This is a genomic window from Filimonas lacunae (assembly GCF_002355595.1).
In the GTDB taxonomy this organism is placed as follows: domain Bacteria; phylum Bacteroidota; class Bacteroidia; order Chitinophagales; family Chitinophagaceae; genus Filimonas; species Filimonas lacunae.
Genome location: NZ_AP017422.1, coordinates 1019723 through 1036864 on the forward strand (window position 1 = coordinate 1019723; position 17142 = coordinate 1036864).

Annotated in this window: 17 protein-coding genes; 16 read left to right on the forward strand and 1 reads right to left on the reverse strand. The window is 41.3% G+C overall.

Annotation, left to right across the window (positions count from 1 at the left end; all coding sequences use genetic code 11):
* Positions 1-27: 27 nt before the first annotated feature.
* The gene (locus FLA_RS32115; protein ID WP_076382855.1) at positions 28-387 is read right to left on the reverse strand and encodes a hypothetical protein; all 360 of its coding nucleotides are present in this window, start codon (positions 385-387) and stop codon (positions 28-30) included.
* A gap of 11 nt (positions 388-398) precedes the next feature.
* Between FLA_RS32115 and FLA_RS04260 the strand changes: the two genes are divergently transcribed.
* The 16 genes from FLA_RS04260 (at position 399) to FLA_RS31365 (ending at position 16855) form a co-directional block, all read left to right on the forward strand.
* Positions 399-1133, forward strand: a complete 735-nt coding sequence (locus tag FLA_RS04260) for a hypothetical protein (protein WP_076382853.1) — start codon at positions 399-401, stop codon at positions 1131-1133.
* A 294-nt stretch (positions 1134-1427) separates the two neighbouring features.
* Entirely contained in the window at positions 1428-3815 is a 2388-nt protein-coding gene (locus FLA_RS04265) for an outer membrane beta-barrel protein (protein ID WP_076382851.1), read from the forward strand.
* A 78-nt stretch (positions 3816-3893) separates the two neighbouring features.
* Entirely contained in the window at positions 3894-4094 is a 201-nt protein-coding gene (locus tag FLA_RS04270) for a hypothetical protein (protein ID WP_076382849.1), read from the forward strand.
* 106 nt (positions 4095-4200) lie between these two features.
* Positions 4201-5289, forward strand: coding sequence for a SagB/ThcOx family dehydrogenase (locus FLA_RS04275; RefSeq protein ID WP_076382847.1), 1089 nt, complete (start codon positions 4201-4203; stop codon positions 5287-5289).
* 9 nt (positions 5290-5298) lie between these two features.
* Complete coding sequence (locus FLA_RS04280; RefSeq protein WP_076382845.1) at positions 5299-5838, forward strand: flavoprotein; 540 nt, start codon at positions 5299-5301, stop codon at positions 5836-5838.
* A 36-nt stretch (positions 5839-5874) separates the two neighbouring features.
* Positions 5875-7197 carry a radical SAM/SPASM domain-containing protein gene (locus FLA_RS04285; RefSeq protein WP_076382843.1) on the forward strand — a complete coding sequence of 441 codons (1323 nt, stop codon included), beginning with the start codon at positions 5875-5877 and terminating at the stop codon, positions 7195-7197.
* Between the two features lie 19 nt (positions 7198-7216).
* A complete protein-coding gene (locus tag FLA_RS04290; RefSeq protein ID WP_076382841.1) occupies positions 7217-8107 on the forward strand; it encodes a hypothetical protein in 891 nt (296 codons plus the stop codon).
* 28 nt (positions 8108-8135) lie between these two features.
* Positions 8136-8339 carry a hypothetical protein gene (locus FLA_RS04295; protein WP_076382839.1) on the forward strand — a complete coding sequence of 68 codons (204 nt, stop codon included), beginning with the start codon at positions 8136-8138 and terminating at the stop codon, positions 8337-8339.
* A 7-nt stretch (positions 8340-8346) separates the two neighbouring features.
* On the forward strand, positions 8347-8553 hold the full coding sequence (locus FLA_RS04300; protein WP_076382837.1) for a hypothetical protein: 207 nt from the start codon (positions 8347-8349) through the stop codon (positions 8551-8553).
* A gap of 122 nt (positions 8554-8675) precedes the next feature.
* Positions 8676-10901, forward strand: a complete 2226-nt coding sequence (locus FLA_RS04305; RefSeq protein ID WP_231940388.1) for a peptidase domain-containing ABC transporter — start codon at positions 8676-8678, stop codon at positions 10899-10901.
* Positions 10902-10912: 11 nt separating this feature from the next.
* Complete coding sequence (locus tag FLA_RS04310; protein ID WP_096510736.1) at positions 10913-11650, forward strand: putative HlyD family type I secretion protein; 738 nt, start codon at positions 10913-10915, stop codon at positions 11648-11650.
* Between the two features lie 42 nt (positions 11651-11692).
* Positions 11693-14749 (forward strand): lantibiotic dehydratase, encoded by a 3057-nt coding sequence (locus FLA_RS04315; RefSeq protein ID WP_076382831.1) that lies wholly within the window; start codon positions 11693-11695, stop codon positions 14747-14749.
* A gap of 42 nt (positions 14750-14791) precedes the next feature.
* Entirely contained in the window at positions 14792-15031 is a 240-nt protein-coding gene (locus tag FLA_RS31360) for a hypothetical protein (protein WP_159445207.1), read from the forward strand.
* Between the two features lie 73 nt (positions 15032-15104).
* Entirely contained in the window at positions 15105-15842 is a 738-nt protein-coding gene (locus tag FLA_RS04320) for a sensor histidine kinase (RefSeq protein WP_159445206.1), read from the forward strand.
* 17 nt (positions 15843-15859) lie between these two features.
* Positions 15860-16591: a LytR/AlgR family response regulator transcription factor gene (locus tag FLA_RS04325; protein WP_076382827.1), complete on the forward strand. Its 732-nt coding sequence runs from the start codon at positions 15860-15862 to the stop codon at positions 16589-16591.
* Between the two features lie 111 nt (positions 16592-16702).
* Positions 16703-16855: a hypothetical protein gene (locus FLA_RS31365; RefSeq protein ID WP_159445205.1), complete on the forward strand. Its 153-nt coding sequence runs from the start codon at positions 16703-16705 to the stop codon at positions 16853-16855.
* The last annotated feature ends 287 nt before the right edge of the window (positions 16856-17142 follow it).

Genomic DNA, 17142 nt, shown 5'->3' on the forward strand with positions numbered 1-17142 from the left:
TCTCAGGGGAAGCCGGGCATGGCTGGTTTAGACCATAAAAACCCAATCGCTATCTGCATGCCAATCGTCTTCCATGTCGCTTATGCCGCAGCAGGCAGAGCTTAGGCCAATCCCCCAATCCCAATGGCAAACAGCAAAAACACTGGGAAGGTTATCACTATCTGGTATGGGCTGCATAGCTATCACCAATGTTTCTTCATACGGCTGGTCCATATACTGCAGGCGTAGCTGAAGTCCGGTTTCAGCTGGACAAAGCCGTAAGCCTGCATTTTCAGCAGCGGCAAAAATTTCTTTGTAGCTCAGTAGTATGGGGGGATCAGGTTGGGGTAGTTGTGGTATTTTTGAGCTGTTGAACGGCTGATGTTTATTACCTTCGTTACCATACAAGAATAACTCACATGAAAGTAGTTGCCTTATTATTGGCGGTGTCATTATGCGTTACGGCCCGTTCTCAAAATACCATCAATGCTTACAAGTATGTTTTAGTACCTAAGCGTTTCGATTTCCTGAAAGCAGATAATCAGTATGGGTTAAATACTTATTCGAAGGCTTTGCTGGCAGACGTAGGTTTTACTGCGTTCTTAACTGACGAAATGTTACCTGCAGAACTGGCGGGCAATAAGTGTAATGCGCTTAAAATGGAGCTGGAAGAGAAAAATAGCATGTTTGCCACTGGTTTAACCCTGGTGTTGAAAGATTGCCTGGGTAATGTTGTTTATAGAGGAAAGGAAGGAAAGAGCAGGGAAAAAGATTGGGCGGCTTCCTACTCAGAAGCTTTAAGAAATGCGTTTGCTTCGCTGAGTGCGGCGCAATATAAATACGATAGTGCGTTAGCGGCTCCGGCTACACCCGCTGCAGTGAATGTAGCGCCCGTAGTGGTGGCAGCGGCAACACCTGCTATCTCCACTGAAAACAAGGATGTGTTATATGCACAACCTACCGCTACCGGTTACCAGTTGATTGATACCTCTCCTAAAAAAGTAATGACATTGCTGAAAACCTCGCAACAGGATACTTTTATTGCGGATGACGGTGATGTAAAAGGTATTGTGTTCAAAAGAAACGGGGAATGGTTCTTTGAATATTATAAAGAAGACAAGCATGCTTCCCGGAAGCTGAATATTAAGTTCTGATAAATTGTTTTCTTCTCCGCTAAAATTTACGGAAACCTGGAATAAGCTTTGAGCCGCCTTTTTAAGGCGGCTTTTTTTTAAAAAAAGGCTGAACGGGGAGGCCTGGAGTTATTTTTGAATGGAAAAACAATACTGCAATAACCTGCTTTGAGCGGTTAAAAAACCTCTTTGTCGAACGAAACCCCTTCTCCATCGAAGAGTCGCCTGTAATCAGCGAACTCATTTTTCAGTAGGAAAAAAGTTTTCAAAATTTATATCAGAAAGCACAACGAGCTAACTGAAAACCTGATTACCATGAAACTAGCTATCCTACTTATCTTATACAGCCTGCTTTTGGTGCAAGGGACAGCGCAAGTGGTAGCTGTGGAAGGGAAAATTGCTGATGAAAAGGCAACGCCTGTGCCCTTTGCTACCGTGGCTGTGTTAAGTAACAATAAAGTAATAGCTGAAAAAATTTCAGCAGAAGATGGTAGTTTTTTATTGCAGGTAACTGATAATCAGCCATACCAGATACGTATCACGCATACCGCTTACCAGCAGGTTTCTCTGCCTATACAACTCAATGGCGCTTTAAAGTTGGCTACCATTGTTTTACAAAAACAGGATAACCAGCTGGCAGGAGTAACCGTAGCTACAAAAAGAGCCTTTATTACGCGTAAAACAGATCGTTTGGTAATGGATGTCAGTAACAATGCACTCACAGCGGGAAGGTCTTCTTTAGAGTTGTTTCAGCTGGCGCCTGGCGTATTTGTGAGTAATGGAAAAATTACTATCAACGGTAATCCGGGAACAAGGGTAATGGTCAATGGAAAGATGTTACAGTTAAGTGGTGATGACCTTATCGCTTATTTAAGCAGTTTACGGGCAGATAATATCCAGTCTATTGAAATTATAGCACATCCGCCGGCAGAGTACGATGCAGAAGGTAGCGGTGGCTACATAAACATAGTTCTGAAAGTACAAAAGACAGCAGGTTTAAATGGCAGTGTTAACCTGGGGTATACACAAGGACGCTACCCCGGTACCAATGAAGGCATGCAACTTAATTTTAAGCAAAATAAAGTATCGCTTTTTGCAAGCTATAATTACGATAATACCAGGGATTTTGAAGAATCGCGTTTCTTCAGGAATATTACCGACAGTATTACTTATCTGTCCATTACCAAACGGGTAACCACTGCTACAGCGCATAGGGTACGTGCCGGTGGAGTATATGACATCGATAAAAAGCAATACGTTTCTATAGATTATACAGGCTCGTTCAGGAACAGTGGGTTTTCTTATAACTCAGATATTGTTATAGCAGCTCCGCAGCCTGAGAATAATCAAAAAGTGCTGGGTAGTTATCCTGTAACCAGTTCCAGGAATTATCATAATCTGGGAGTTAACTACCATCTTACCCTTGATACATTGGGTACGGCCTTTATACTGCTTTCCGATTATACCAGCAACCGATCTGCCACCGTTAGTGCAGCACATAGTTTGTTTTACGATGGCGGCAATGCCTTTATAGGTGATACCTCGTTCAGAAACCGTACACCCAGTACCGCTACAGTTTTTACAGCTGATGCCAGGTATACTAAAGTGTGGAAACGAAATGCGGTATTGAATATAGGGGCTAAAATCACCAACACCGGTATTGAAAACAGCGGTACTTATGAAGGGTATACCAATGACAAGTGGCTGGGTAAAAATGAACTGGACTATGTGTATAATTACCATGAAGATATTGTGGCCGGGTATGTAAGTTATAGTGGTAAGATTTTACAAACTACCCTGCAGTTGGGTATAAGGGGGGAGCATACACATACAGAAGGTAAGCTGGAAACAACCGGCCTGGTAAATGCAAGAAACTATTTCAACCTTTTTCCTACAGTATACCTGAAACGAAATACTAATAAAAAATACAATGATTATATCAGCTTTTATTATGGTAAAAGGGTGTCCAGGCCTTCGTACAGCGATTTAAATCCCTATGAAAGTTACGCCGATAATTACACCATTGGCAGAGGTAATCCCTATCTCAATCCTTCTTTTATTCATTCGTTTGAGTTAGGATATACTTTTCGTAACAAGTACACCGTATCCGTTTCGTACGATCGTCAGAAAGATATGATTGCACAATATGCCATGCAATCGCCCATCGATTCGCTGATTACCATTTATACACGTGCAAACTTTGGGAAAAGAACAAATGCAGGAATTACTCTATACGCACCTGTTGCCATTACCAAATGGTGGAACTGGAACAACAATGTGATGCTAAGAAGGGAAACGGTAGCCATGCAGCATATTGATATCAGAAAAACCATTGTCACCATCCAGGCTAACCAGCAATTTATTTTGCCCGCTAATTTTAGCATTAGTCTCAATACCTCTTACTATTCCAACTTCATATTCGGCAATTTCCTGGTAAACCCTTTTGTGGTGGTAGATATAGGAGTGCAAAAGAAACTGATGCAAAACAAACTGGTATTGAAAGCTTCTATTAGTGATATAGGGTATGGATACAGGTTAAATGGGAAAATATACTACAGCAATAGCAATATAGGCAGTATGGAGCAGAAAAGACAAACACGCACCTTTAACCTGGCAGCTATTTACAACTTCGATTTAGGAAAGTCTTTTAAAGCCAGGAAAATAGAAAGCAGTAATGCTGATGAACAAAACAGATTAAAATAAAGATAGTCGTTGCAACAAATGGGAAACGCCGAAAACCAGTTAAAAGAGTAGGCAAAAACACTTTTAAACTTAACTACAATGTCAACACAGCCAAACAATCAGAAGACCATCCAGGATCTGGAAAGTGCAAAAACAAGACTGACCAACCTGATCACTGTTTTAAAAGAAAACCCAGCTCTTTTGTCTGAAGATGAATTAAAGCAATTAAGCGGTGGTTTTTCTGAAGTAGCAGGTGAAGATGCTTCCGTAATTCTGGATATTAACCTGATCGCTTGCTAACCACAGCATGCTTATGAAAGAAAGGATTTATCAACCGTTGATAAATCCTTTCTTAAAACGATTGGTCGTTGCTAATCTATTACCTCTTTGTCCTAAACTATTGATTATGAAATTCAGAAGAGCCCGCTCCCTTTTCTTTACTATACAAAAAGGAGAGATATACGTCCAGAATTTCCTGCAAAACAAAACCATTAAAGTTTCACTGGAGGAATTAAGCCTGATTACCGGCATGGATGAATGGGTGGGGGAAGAATTTCTACTCCATAATTTTATTGAAAGCGCTACGGCAGACGACCGTTACGACCGGCTAACCAAATTGATAATATGCGGCGTTATTGTAACGGAAGACTCTAAAGAAGAGCAGGAAGATGCCGAATATAAAAAGCGATGGGAATGGGGTGAAAAAGTGGGGGCTTTTCATTTTACCCTGAAGCATACACATTTTTACCCGGTGCAGTCGGAAAAGATGAAAGCGTTGTATGAGCATATAACCTATAAAACAGAACATGATCCAAGCCCTGAATTGTATGCAGTAAACAAGAATCACTATAGCCAGGTATACGAGTATACACCGCCTGCCGACGATGAAGGTATATTTAAAACCATCACGCGTCGAAGAACGGTAAGACTTTTTGATGAGCACCAGCCTGTTACACAGCAGCAATTGGTTAATTGTTTATACGCGGGTGTAGGTATTATTAAATTCAGGGAAGTGCCTCCTATGGGTAAAATGCCTTTGAAAACTACCCCTTCGGGTGGTGCCCGTAATCCTTTTGAGGCCTACGTTTTATGCAGAAATGTGGACGGGTTGCCTAATGGATTATATCATTATTCTGCTACAGAGCATTCGCTGGGGTTGGTGAACAGCGGACAGGTTCATACACCAGCCGCCATCCTGGGCGATCAATTGTGGATTAACGAAGCAGCCGTGGTGGTTTTTCTGGTAGCGAATTTTGAAAGAACGATGTGGAAATACTCGCACCCGGTAGGCTATAAAGCGGTGATGCTGGAAGCAGGCCATATAGCACAGAACATGATTCTGGCTGCCAATGAATATGGTTTTTATGGCTCCCCTACAGCTGCGGTTATCAGCACCCGGTTTGAAGAACTGATGGAGGAAAAGAATTTTACCAAAGCTTGTGTGTATGCTATTGCTATGGGGCATGCACATGCTGAAGCAGTAGAATTACAATAAATATATACTATGAGAAATATTGCGTTGGGTATTACAGGTGCTGTTTCTGCTGCAGCAATGCCTTCTTTTATTATGCATCTTCGCAAAGAGCTGAATTGTAATATAACGGTAATGGTATCTAAAAATGCCACCCAGTTTGTTACACCTTATGCCTTGAGAATATATTCAGGTAATGAAGTGTTTACCGATACTTATGCTATTAGCGAGCATGCACTGGTGCCGCACGTTAAATTATCGCAACAGGTAGATCTGATGGCTATTATGCCCGCTTCCAGTAACATTATTGCCAAGGCGGCCAATGGAATCAGCGATGATATTATTTCTACTGCTATTACCGCTTCTTCTTCTCCTGTGCTTTTTGTGCCTTCTATGAACGAGCATATGTGGCGTAAGCCCAGCGTACAAGCCAATGTGGATAGGCTAAAACAATATGGCTATCATGTGCTGGAGCCCGAGCGTGGGTTAAAAGTAGAAGGTCTGAATGAAGTGTATGGCGCAATGGCGTCTTTAAAAAGCGTGCTGTTATTGTTGAAGCAGTTTTTACCATAACCGGCATTGCCATTCTTTCAATATCAATTCAATAATATGAAACTCAGTCAATTTAATAATGCCATTGCATTAAAAGATAAGTTCCTTCTGTATAATGCATTGAGCAACCGCTACCTGGTTGTAGAACCATTGTTGAACGAATTGGTAGAGTCGGCCAGGCTCAATGGCAATATTGACGAGTTGTTAGATTATCATCCCGGGTTTTACCAGTCGTTACATAAGAATGGTTTTATAGTAGAAAATGAAACCGATGAAATTGAGGTGGTAAAGCAAATGCGTCAGCAGGTGGATATAGAAGATGACACACAATACCAGTTGGTGATAAACCCAACTATGAATTGCAATTTTAAATGCTGGTATTGCTACGAATCACATGAGAAAGGTTCTAAAATGGATACACCTACCATTGAGAACGTAAAAAAACATATTACACATGTAGTAGAAAGTATGCCCCGGCTTAAAAATTTTCATATATCCTGGTTTGGTGGCGAGCCGCTGCTTTATTTTGAACAGGTGATTGTACCGGTAATGGAGTATGTAAAAACCTTGTTTGCTCATCGCACTGTTTCTTTTAGCACGGGCTTTACTACCAATGGTTTTTTAATTAACCCATCCATGTTCGATGCCTTCCAGTCGTACCATATTACCAATTTCCAGATTACACTGGATGGCAATAAAAAACTGCACGATGCAGTACGTTTTGTCAGCGCCCGTCGTGGTTCATACGATGATATTATAGAAAACGTATTGTCGCTTTGCCGAAACCAGCTAAGCGTGAGCATACGTATTAATTATACAGCTACTAATTTAAAAGAACTGGAAGAAATTGTGCATGACCTGCTTCCGCTGGAAGATGATTTTCGCCCTTACCTGCGTATTTCTTTTCATAAAGTATGGCAGGAAAAAGATGTAACCCTCATTGGCAGGGTAAGGGAGTTGCACCGCTTTTTCAGAAGCCAGGGTTTTAATACCACATTTGGAGATGTGGATTTGCCGGATACGGTGCGTAATTCCTGCTATGCCGATAAAAAGAATCATGCTACTATTAACTATAATGGCGAAGTGTTTAAATGCACTGCCCGTAACTTTTCGTCCGGGTCAAAAGAAGGGGAATTGAACACAGATGGCTCTATCACCTGGAATGAAAAGTATTATAACAGGCTGGATGTGAAATTCAAAAATAAGCCCTGTTTATCTTGTTCTATCCTGCCTATATGCAATGGTGGTTGTTCGCAGGAAGCCATTGAACACCTGCATGAAGATTATTGCATGTACGATTTTGATGAGCAGCGTAAAAAAGGAGTCATCTTAAACAAGTTTTTGAACATGGCTAATACCCGTGTCACCGCTAACAGCTAATCTCAAAAACGGCACTATTATGAACACACTACAGGAAATAGGAAGAATGCCGGGTAAAGAAGGCCCCTATACCATTTACCTGAATTATATATTGGATACTGTATTTACACCACAGCAAAAACAGGATTTTAACAGGTTGTCACAAGCATATGATAACTGTTTTGCCCTGGCTAAAGAGAATAAGGAAACAGAAATGGATAGGGCCTACGCCTATTGCTGTCAGCTAACAGAAAGTGTAGATGCCGGCATTATGCCGTGGATTGAAGCGCTTTGTGCACCACGGTTGTCTTATTGCCAGTATAAGAAAAAAGATTTTGTGGGTGCGCTTGATTTCACCTACGAGATCATAGCAGCTAATCAATACCTGCAACAACAGGGATACCAATACCTGTTCTTTTCCGAAATACAGCAGTGGCATAATGTAAGCAGGATTTATTTTTCGCAGGGCGATACCAAAGAAGCGATTGCCGTTTGTGTGCGGTGCGTGGATGACATGGCTAAGCAGTCGGGTAAATGGGAGTCGTTTGTGTTGCTGAACGGAATAAGTGAGGGGACGTTAATTGCAGAATCGCAATATGGCATGCTGATACAGGTGTTAACTGAAACCTTTATCAGGATTCTAAAACTATACAAAAAAGAGACAGTGTTGTTGCGCTACTGGTTGCAGCAGTTTATGAATCCGCTGGATAGCATTGAATTTTCACGGTTATCGGAGGATATACGCTACCGGCACCTGGATGCATTGATGGCTCTGCTGCGTGAAATGATGCTGGAAAATGGAGAAGTAAATGCGGCTAACCTGTTGTTTACAGATAAGGAGAATGTAAGCAAAGAGTTGCTGGAAGTAATGCATGCCTATTTGCGGGCATATATATCCGGCAATGCTGCTGCATTGGCAAAAGCAGGATAACCTATATGTAATCACAAATTGTATGATCATGAAAAAGTTAAAGGATTTTTTTACCAGGCAGTCTGCCCTCAAACTCGAAAATTGCACTTCTTTCCAAATAGAAAAAGAAGAATCTGACAAGCTGTATGGTGGGTTTAAAGAGTATAAGCCACCCATATATGAGCAGGAAGGGCAGGGCAACACCACCTTTAAAACAACCGAGTTATTCATTCATATCACTGATACTAAATAACACTGTTATGTCACAAAAGAAAAATAACAAGAAAGACAAACCTAAAGACAAGAAAAACCGCATAGTGGATGTGGAAAAGCTAAAAGCCGATGGCATTATTAAGGGCGAGCCTAAAGATGACATCGAACGAATTGATGGCGATCATATTCACGGTGGCAGAATGGATGATGAAACCACTGTAGATACGCATTGGCCTACTACCCAGGGAAAATAGCTGACATCAGCTTTTATCAGCACTAACGTCGAATAAAAATCAAGTCAATGGGCTTATTTAGCAAAAAATATAAATTCTATAAACAGTTAGACTACATGGATTGTGGGCCTACCTGTTTACGCATGATTGCTGCGTATTATGGGGAAGAGTACTCGTTGGATTACCTGCGGGCTAACTCCTATATTACCAAAAACGGCGTTAGTTTGCTGGGGCTGAGTGAAGCTGCTGAAAAGATTGGACTAAAAACGCTTTCTGCCAAATTAACGTACGATCAACTAACCGGGCAAATACCGTTGCCCTGTGTGCTGCACTGGAACCAGGAACATTATGTAGTATTATATGCAGTAGAAAAAAAGAGCCTGCTGCGTCCTGTAGAACGCCTGGTCATTGCCGATCCGGGTCATACGCTGGTGCGGGTAGAAAGGGATGTGTTTGAAAAATGCTGGATTAGCTCGGCAGACAAAAAAGGAGTGGCGCTGTTAATGGATCCAACAGTTGATTTTTACCGGGATGAAGATGAGGTGAAAAAGGAGAGAACGGGTTTTGGTTTTTTGATGGGATACTTACGCCCTTATAAAAGATATTTCATTCAGCTGGTATTAGGTATGCTACTAGGCAGCCTTATCAGTATGTGTTTTCCTTTTCTAACGCAAAGCCTGGTAGATTTTGGCGTAAGTCGTAAAAAGGTCAGCTTTATTTACCTGATCTTATTGTCGCAATTATTGCTTTTTTTGGGTGGTATAGCAGTAGATCTTATACGCAACTGGATTCTGTTGCATATAAGCACGCGCATTAGTATTAGTATCATTTCCAATTTTCTTATTAAACTCATGAAGCTGCCCATCAGCTTCTTTGAATCAAAGAATGTGGGCGATATCACGCAGCGTATCAACGATCATAAAAGGATAGAAGCATTTCTTACCGGCTCTACTTTAAATACTTTATTCTCTATCATTAACCTTTTTGTATTCTCCTTTGTGCTATCGCTGTACAATACCCGTTTATTACTGGTATTTGTTATAGGTAGTGCCTTGTCAATAGGATGGATACTGATTTTTCTCGAAAAGCGAAAGCATATTGATTATAACCGTTTTCAGCGATCCCGCGAAAACCAGAACAGCCTGTTTGAAATTATAACAGGCATGCAGGAAATAAAGCTGTATAACAGCCAGAAGGCAAGACGATGGGAGTGGGAACGTATACAGTCTAAACTGTTTAAGGTGAATATTAAAAGCCTGGCTTTAGAGCAATATCAGGGCATAGGTGCTTCTTTTTTTACACAGCTAAAAAATATCATCATCAGCTATCTGGCCGCTAAACTGGTAATAGAGCAACAGATAAGCCTTGGGGTGATGTTGAGTATTTCTTATATAGTAGGACAAATGAATAGCCCGCTTGATCAGATTATTCTGTTTATTAAAAGTATACAGGATGCCAAAATAAGCCTTGACCGGTTAAATGAAATACATAGCAAACCGGAAGAAGAAAATAGCGAAGACTTAATTGGTTATAATGAAAACAGCTGGCCGCGTGAGCCTGAAAACGGTTCAGATTCTCTATACTTAAGTCATGAACTGTTTACAAAAAGCATTCGGAAAAACAGTGGGGAAGGCATTGTTATTCAAAACCTGTCGTTCAAATATGGATCGCCTAAAAGTCCGTTGGTGTTAAAGAACATTAATATGCATATTCCGAAAGGGAAAATTACGGCCATAGTGGGTGCCAGTGGCAGTGGCAAAACCACATTGCTGAAATTATTGCTGAAATTTTATCCACCTGTGGAGGGCCAGATACTGGTGGATGAAGTAAACCTGCAAAATATATCAGCGCAACTGTGGCGGAACAATGTAGGAACCGTGATGCAGGATGGCTTTGTGTTTTCCGATTCTATTGCCCGTAATATAGCGGTAGATGGTGAACGGATACGGGAAGATAAATTATATGATGCAGTGCGCATAGCCAATTTGCATGAGTTTATATCTAAACTGCCTTTAGGGTTTACCACGCGTATAGGTAACTCGGGTTCAGGATTAAGCGGCGGTCAAAAGCAACGTTTGTTTATTGCGCGTGCGGTATACAAAGACCCGAAATATCTGTTTTTTGATGAAGCTACCAGTGCCCTGGATGCCAATAATGAAAAAGTGATTATGGAAAACCTGCAACAGTTTTACAAGGGTAGAACGGTGGTGGTGATTGCGCACCGGCTAAGTACTGTAAAAAATGCCGACCAGATTATTGTAATGAAAGATGGAGAAATTGTAGAGGAAGGCCATCATGAAACCCTTACCAAATCAAGAGGATATTATTTTGAACTGGTAAAGAATCAGTTAGAATTAGATGTCGCTTAAATATTGCCAATATGCCAGATACAAGTCAAATAGTAGAAATCAGGAGCAATGAAATGGATGAAATTGTGGGCAACATCCCTCCCTGGGTAATTCGCTGGGGCATTACTGTGTTGTTTACAGTAGCGGTGTTAGGGCTGGTTATTTCTAATATCATCCGTTATCCCGATACATTACGTGCCACAGTGTTGATGCAGGCTGAAAACCAGCCAGGTAAGGTAACTATCCGCAGAACAGATGAAAATGCCAATTTTAAATTTCATTTCCTGGTGAGGAATGGCGACGAGGTGTTACCGGGCGATACGCTGTTAACACGGTTCGATCCTAAAGAGAAGAAGAGTTATTATACTATTACACCTATGTCGGGGAAAATATATGTTTCGAAAGGGATTGATGAAAAAAATACGCTTGACCAGATTATTTGGGTGGTGCCTAAATCGTCCAAAGCAGAAGTTAAAATCAGGTATAGCAATAAAGGAGCAGGCAATGTAAAAGTGGGGCAGCTGGTAAAAATTGAATTGTCTGATTTTCCTGTTAATGAATACGGTTACCTGGAAGGTACTATTGCTTCTATTATGCCTGTACAGATAGAAGGGGATCACCAGGCATATGTGCAATTGAAAGACCAGAAGATTGTTACTTCTGATAGAAAGGAAATTCCTATTTTACCTGTAATGGAAGGAAGTGCAGAGATTTTATTGAGCGACAGAAGTATTTTTCAGCGCATTTTCGGAAGCATGTTTAGCAGGTGATAATTTATTTGCCTATATTGCTTATACCCAGCTAACAAACTTATGCCGCATCAAACCTTTAAACACTATAGTAAGGTTGTTACCAGAACACCCCTTTATTCTTATTCCCGTTTACACGACCAAAACTGTACTACGCTGTCATTGGAAACAGTAGTGCAGCAATTGCTACGCGATCCTGTTTTTATAGAGGGTTTGTATTGGAGTTCTCCCCAGTTATGGGAAACGGTATTGCAATATAATGCCGGTCATTTGGCTGTTGCAAAACAGGATAAATTATTGCATACATTAAAGAAGTATGCTATTCGCGCCAGTACGCGCGCCACCCCTTTTGGCATTTATGCTGGTTGTGCCCTGGAAGCAGAAGGTAAACCGGTTGAAAATGAGGATATGCCGCGCAGAAGTGTGCGTATAGATATGGGATTGTTACAGCAAATAGTAAAGAAGATTGAATCTCACCCTGTATTGTGGCGCCATTTGCATTACCAGGTAAATAACTCGTGTTATTGTGTAGCGGATCAGTTGAGGTTTACAGAAGTAATAACAGATGAAGAAGGGAAGCAGCAATACCAGGTGAGTGCTATTGAGCAAACAGCATTATTGAAAAAAATGGTGGCCTGGTTGCAGCAAAACGGCAAAGCTACTATTACACAGCTTTATACACTTTCGCCGGAAGATGTCAGTTATCAGGCATTTGAAGCTTTCGTGCAGGAATTGATAGAGGCGCAATTGCTGGTAAGTGAGTTGCAGCCTGGTGTTACTATGGAGCACGAAACTTTGCCTGTACAAACTGTTTTATCTTCATTCGTTCACCAGCAAATTACAGGTGCAGCAGGCTTTCTTACATTATTGCATAAGCTGGATAATACGTTGACACAATTAAATGCATTGCCATTGGGTACTTTGCCTGTGGCGGCGTTGTGTGAAGTAGAAGCTTTGCTGGAAGAATTGGATATTATACCGGAGCAGCGTCATATTTTTCATGCCGATTTGTATTTCCCTCCACCAGTTTCTTTTCCCTGGCAGCATGTTTCGCTGCAGGAGCTTACAAAGGCGATGGCTTTTTTTAGTAAGCTGTCTATCACTACCTCACCATTGGAAGCCTTGCTCGACCGTTTTAAAAAACGCTTTGCTGAAAGATATGAAACGATGGAAATGCCTTTGTTAGAAGTGTTAGATCCCGAGTTTGGTATAGGATTTCCGGTGGCGGAGGGTATGGGTAATATGGCGCATAATGCTTTGTTGGAAAAATGGCAGTTGCCGGGAAGTAAAGAAATGGGCAAAAGAGCTGCGGAAGGAAACGCCTGGCTGCAGGATAAAATGGAGTTGCTGAACAGGGAAAGCCTGTTTAAAGGTATTCACCTGGAAGATAACGACATGCAGGAGGTGGATGACAGGTTGCATAAGCTGTCTAATCATTTTGCCATTATGGGAGCATATTTGCCTTCGGGTAAAATAATACTGCATAATGCAGGTGGGGCGCATGCGAATATTTTACTGGGCAGATTTGCCTACCTGGATACAGCGATAGATGAATTTTGCAAACAACTTGCTATGGAAGAGCAGGATGCGAATGAGCAGGTGCTGTTTGCTGAGCTTATTCATATGCCACCCGGACGGATCAGTAATATAGCAAGGAGGGAACGCTTTTCAGGATATGAAATACCTTTTCTGGCTGCCAGTGCAGCAGAAGCCGGACAACAGCTTATGGCAGAGGATATCATGGTTTCTGTACAGCAGGAGGAGATAGTGTTACGCTCGCGAAAACATAACAAACGCATTATACCGCGCTTGTCTAATGCCCATAACTACATGGGCAGTTCTATTACCGCTTATAAGTTTCTGGCGGCGATACAATACCAGGGTACATCGGGTTTTGAAATCAACTGGGGAGCAATGGGGCAATACAAACGTTTTTTACCTCGCATTGCTTACAGGCAGTTTATCCTGCATCGTGCTTCCTGGTTGTTAAGGGAATCGGATATACGGGCTATTCAAGCAGCGGATAGCCCCATGCAGGCACTCCGGATTTTTTGTAAGGAGTGGCAGGTGCCGCAACGGGTTTGCTTTTGCGAGGGTGATCATGAGTTGTTTATTGATACCACCAATGATGAATATCTGCAGGTATTGCTGAAAGAAATGAAAGGGTGTTCTGTGGTAAAGTTGGTGGAATGGCTGTATGATACACCGATTGATGAAGGTAGGGGCGCACATGCATATGCACAACAATTTATATTGCCGCTCGCCAGACTAAATCCTTTACCTGTACCGGCTTTACTGTCCAAAGCGCTGAACGGGGTACAGCGTTATTTTGAACCGGGCAGCGAATGGTTGTATGTGAAAGTATTTTGCGGAGCAAAGGTGACTGATCAAATATTAAAGCATCTGAAACCTGTATTGGATAACCTGCTATCGGCTGGTATTATTGAAAAATTCTTTTTTATCCGCTATGCCGATCCGCATTGTCATATCCGCTTACGGCTGCAGTTGTCTGATACCAGACAGTACCAGGCTGTAGTGCAGCAGCTTTATCCTGTATGGCACCCTTACCTGGAAAGCAGGCTTATCTGGAAAGTGCAACAGGATACTTACCAGCGCGAAATTGAAAGATATGGTGAGAAGGATATTCTTGCGGCAGAAGCTATTTTCTTTTACGACAGTCAGGCGGTGCTTGCCTGTTTGCAGGAGGATGATTTTGAAGAAGACGAGCAGGTAAGGTTATTTACAGCAGTTTGTAATATGGAGCATTGGTTAAATGCATATCACTTTTCGTTACAGGATAAAATAACGTACTGCGAAGAGATGTCGGAAGCCTTTTCCGGTGAGTTTGGTCGTGAGGTAAAGCGAAAGCTGAATAAGCAATATCCGGAGTGGAAAACGGGTTTGGCACAATTTCAGGTGAAGGCAGCCTGGGAGGAGGCTTTTGCCGCAAGAACTGCCCGGTTACAAAATATGGAATTATCTTTAGAGAATATATCCAGTTACATACATATGAGTATGAACCGGTGGTTTACTGCCGAACAGCGTTTGATGGAATATATCACTTATCACTTTTGTGTGAAGTTTTTCAACCAAATGGTTCACTTGAAAAATGAAGCGTAATAACGAATTTTCTATTTATCCTAATCAGGCAGTACGGCCTTTATGGCATATGCTCTATTGGCTCGTGATGTTTTTTTTTATCCTGTTTGTCACATCCTATTCTTTAAAAACGAATGTGCTGAACATGGTAAATGTGATTTTTTCGGCTTGCGTATTGGCAAACGCAATACTGCTGCATTACTTCATCAGCTGTTTTATTTTTCAGCACGTGCACAAAAAAAAATGGTTTTTGCTGCCTGTAGACATGGTAATGATATATGTGCTGGCCTTGTGTGTCCTTAGCTCTTCTTTGGTTTTATTACATTATTTGTACCCGCAAAATACTTTTGTGCTCAGGCTTTACCAGCAATTTGCCATGCAAAGCCTCGCAAGGCCCTTTCACAGTGAATTGATTATCTGGATCTGTTCATTTATTATCTGGTTTAATCCGCTGGGTGTTATTATAAAAATTGCCAAAGATTTTCATGAAAGCTCGGTAGAAAAGCTGGCGATAGCCCAGGAAAAGAAGTCAATGGAAATCAGTTTTTTGCGTGCCCAGATACAACCTCATTTTTTGTTTAATTCTTTAAATAGTATTTATGGGTTGGTCATTGATAATGAAGAGGCCAGTAAGGTGGTGATTCAATTATCTAACCTGTTGCGTTTTTCTTTATATGATAGTGCTAAGGAACATATTACACTCCAGGAGGAAATTGCGTTTCTAAGCAATTATCTTCTGCTGGAAAAAATGAGGTATAAAGAAAGCCGGGTGCAGATTGAGTATGATTTTGAGGAAATAGAAAGCAAAGAAAAAATTATAAAACCCCTTATTTTAATTAGCTTTATTGAAAATGCCTTTAAACACGGCATTAACGCCAGCATTAACAATGCCTGGATAAGATTGGCACTCAAGGAGAAAGATGGGATATTGACTTTTCATGCTGCTAATAACAAACCAGTTGCTGCCCTGGGTAAAAAAAATACGGAATCAGGTGGAGGGGTTGGTTTGAAAAATGTGCGCAGGAGACTGGAGCTGGAATATCAGATGCGCTACAGTCTTGATATCAAGGAAACAGACGATGTATATGAGGTGGCGTTAGTGTTAAAGCTTTAACCTATACCTGTTAACACATGAAAGTACTGATTGTAGATGACGAACCCATAGCCCAGCAAATACTGGAAAAACTATCTGAAAAAGTAAATTACCTAACTGTTGAGGGCGTGTACGATAACGCCATTACTGCATTGGAAGCCATACAGGAATCTCAGCCCGATCTCATCTTTCTTGATATACAAATGCCGGAAATGACAGGGTTGGAAATGCTCCGCATTTTTCGTCAAAAAGATATACTGGTAATACTTACAACTGCTTATCACGAATATGCATTAGAAAGCTATGAGCTGGACGTGGTGGATTATTTACTGAAACCCATTGCTTTTGAACGCTTTTTAAAAGCGGTGACAAAGGCTAATGAGTTGTATAAGCTGAAGCGTGCGTCGCACCCCGCGTCTGTAGCCACCTTTACCGGTAATGATGCCAAAACTTATGTATGGGCCAAAGAAGGACGTAAAAGGGTGCAGATTTGCCTGGAAGATATTATACTGGTGCAGGCATTAAAAGATTATATGGAGCTGCAAATGCCCGCCGGAAAGGTAATTTTGAACGTTACCATGAACAAGATCGAAGAATTGCTGCCACCTCCTTTCTTTCTTCGCGTTAACCGTTCCTGTATTGTACGTAAAAGCGCTATTAAGCATATTCAGGATATGCATATTGAAATTATACTGCCTTCAATAAAGAGAATTCCTATTGGTCCCACTTACTGGGAAGATGTAAAAAAACACATTGTAGAACTGTTTTAATCTCCTGTCTCCATCGAAGAACAGCTATGCTTGGTCGAATTAATTATGATTTTGACAGGCAAAAAGCAAACTTAGGTGAAAGTATATTACCTCAACGCTAAAACTAAGTCTATGGCAACCAAAACACTCCAGATTAAAAAACGTATCGTATGTAAATGTAAAGTACTGGCACTGCCAGTGACACACAATGTCATTACTACCAACCCTTCCAAAGAAAATTCCCGTTCTTCCATTACCGTACCTACTTATACGATTGGACATTGATTTTGGTCAGGTGATGGTTAATTGTATTTATTTCATTGAAAAAGATATGCCTTTTTAATACCATAACCTGCCGCGTGAATAATGGTAGGTTATGGAGGCGTGGCAGGCAAGGAAGCTGCTTTTGTGTGTTATGCCCGTACTACATAACTATTATTATGAAAGAAGGTGTCGGGAAGTTTTTTGTAGTTTTTGAGGCCGGAATAAGTATTTTCTTTTTGCCCTCAGAACCAATGAAGCCTTCGAGCGTATGGCGCTCCACGCGCGGGTTCTGGCGAAAAATGAAAACG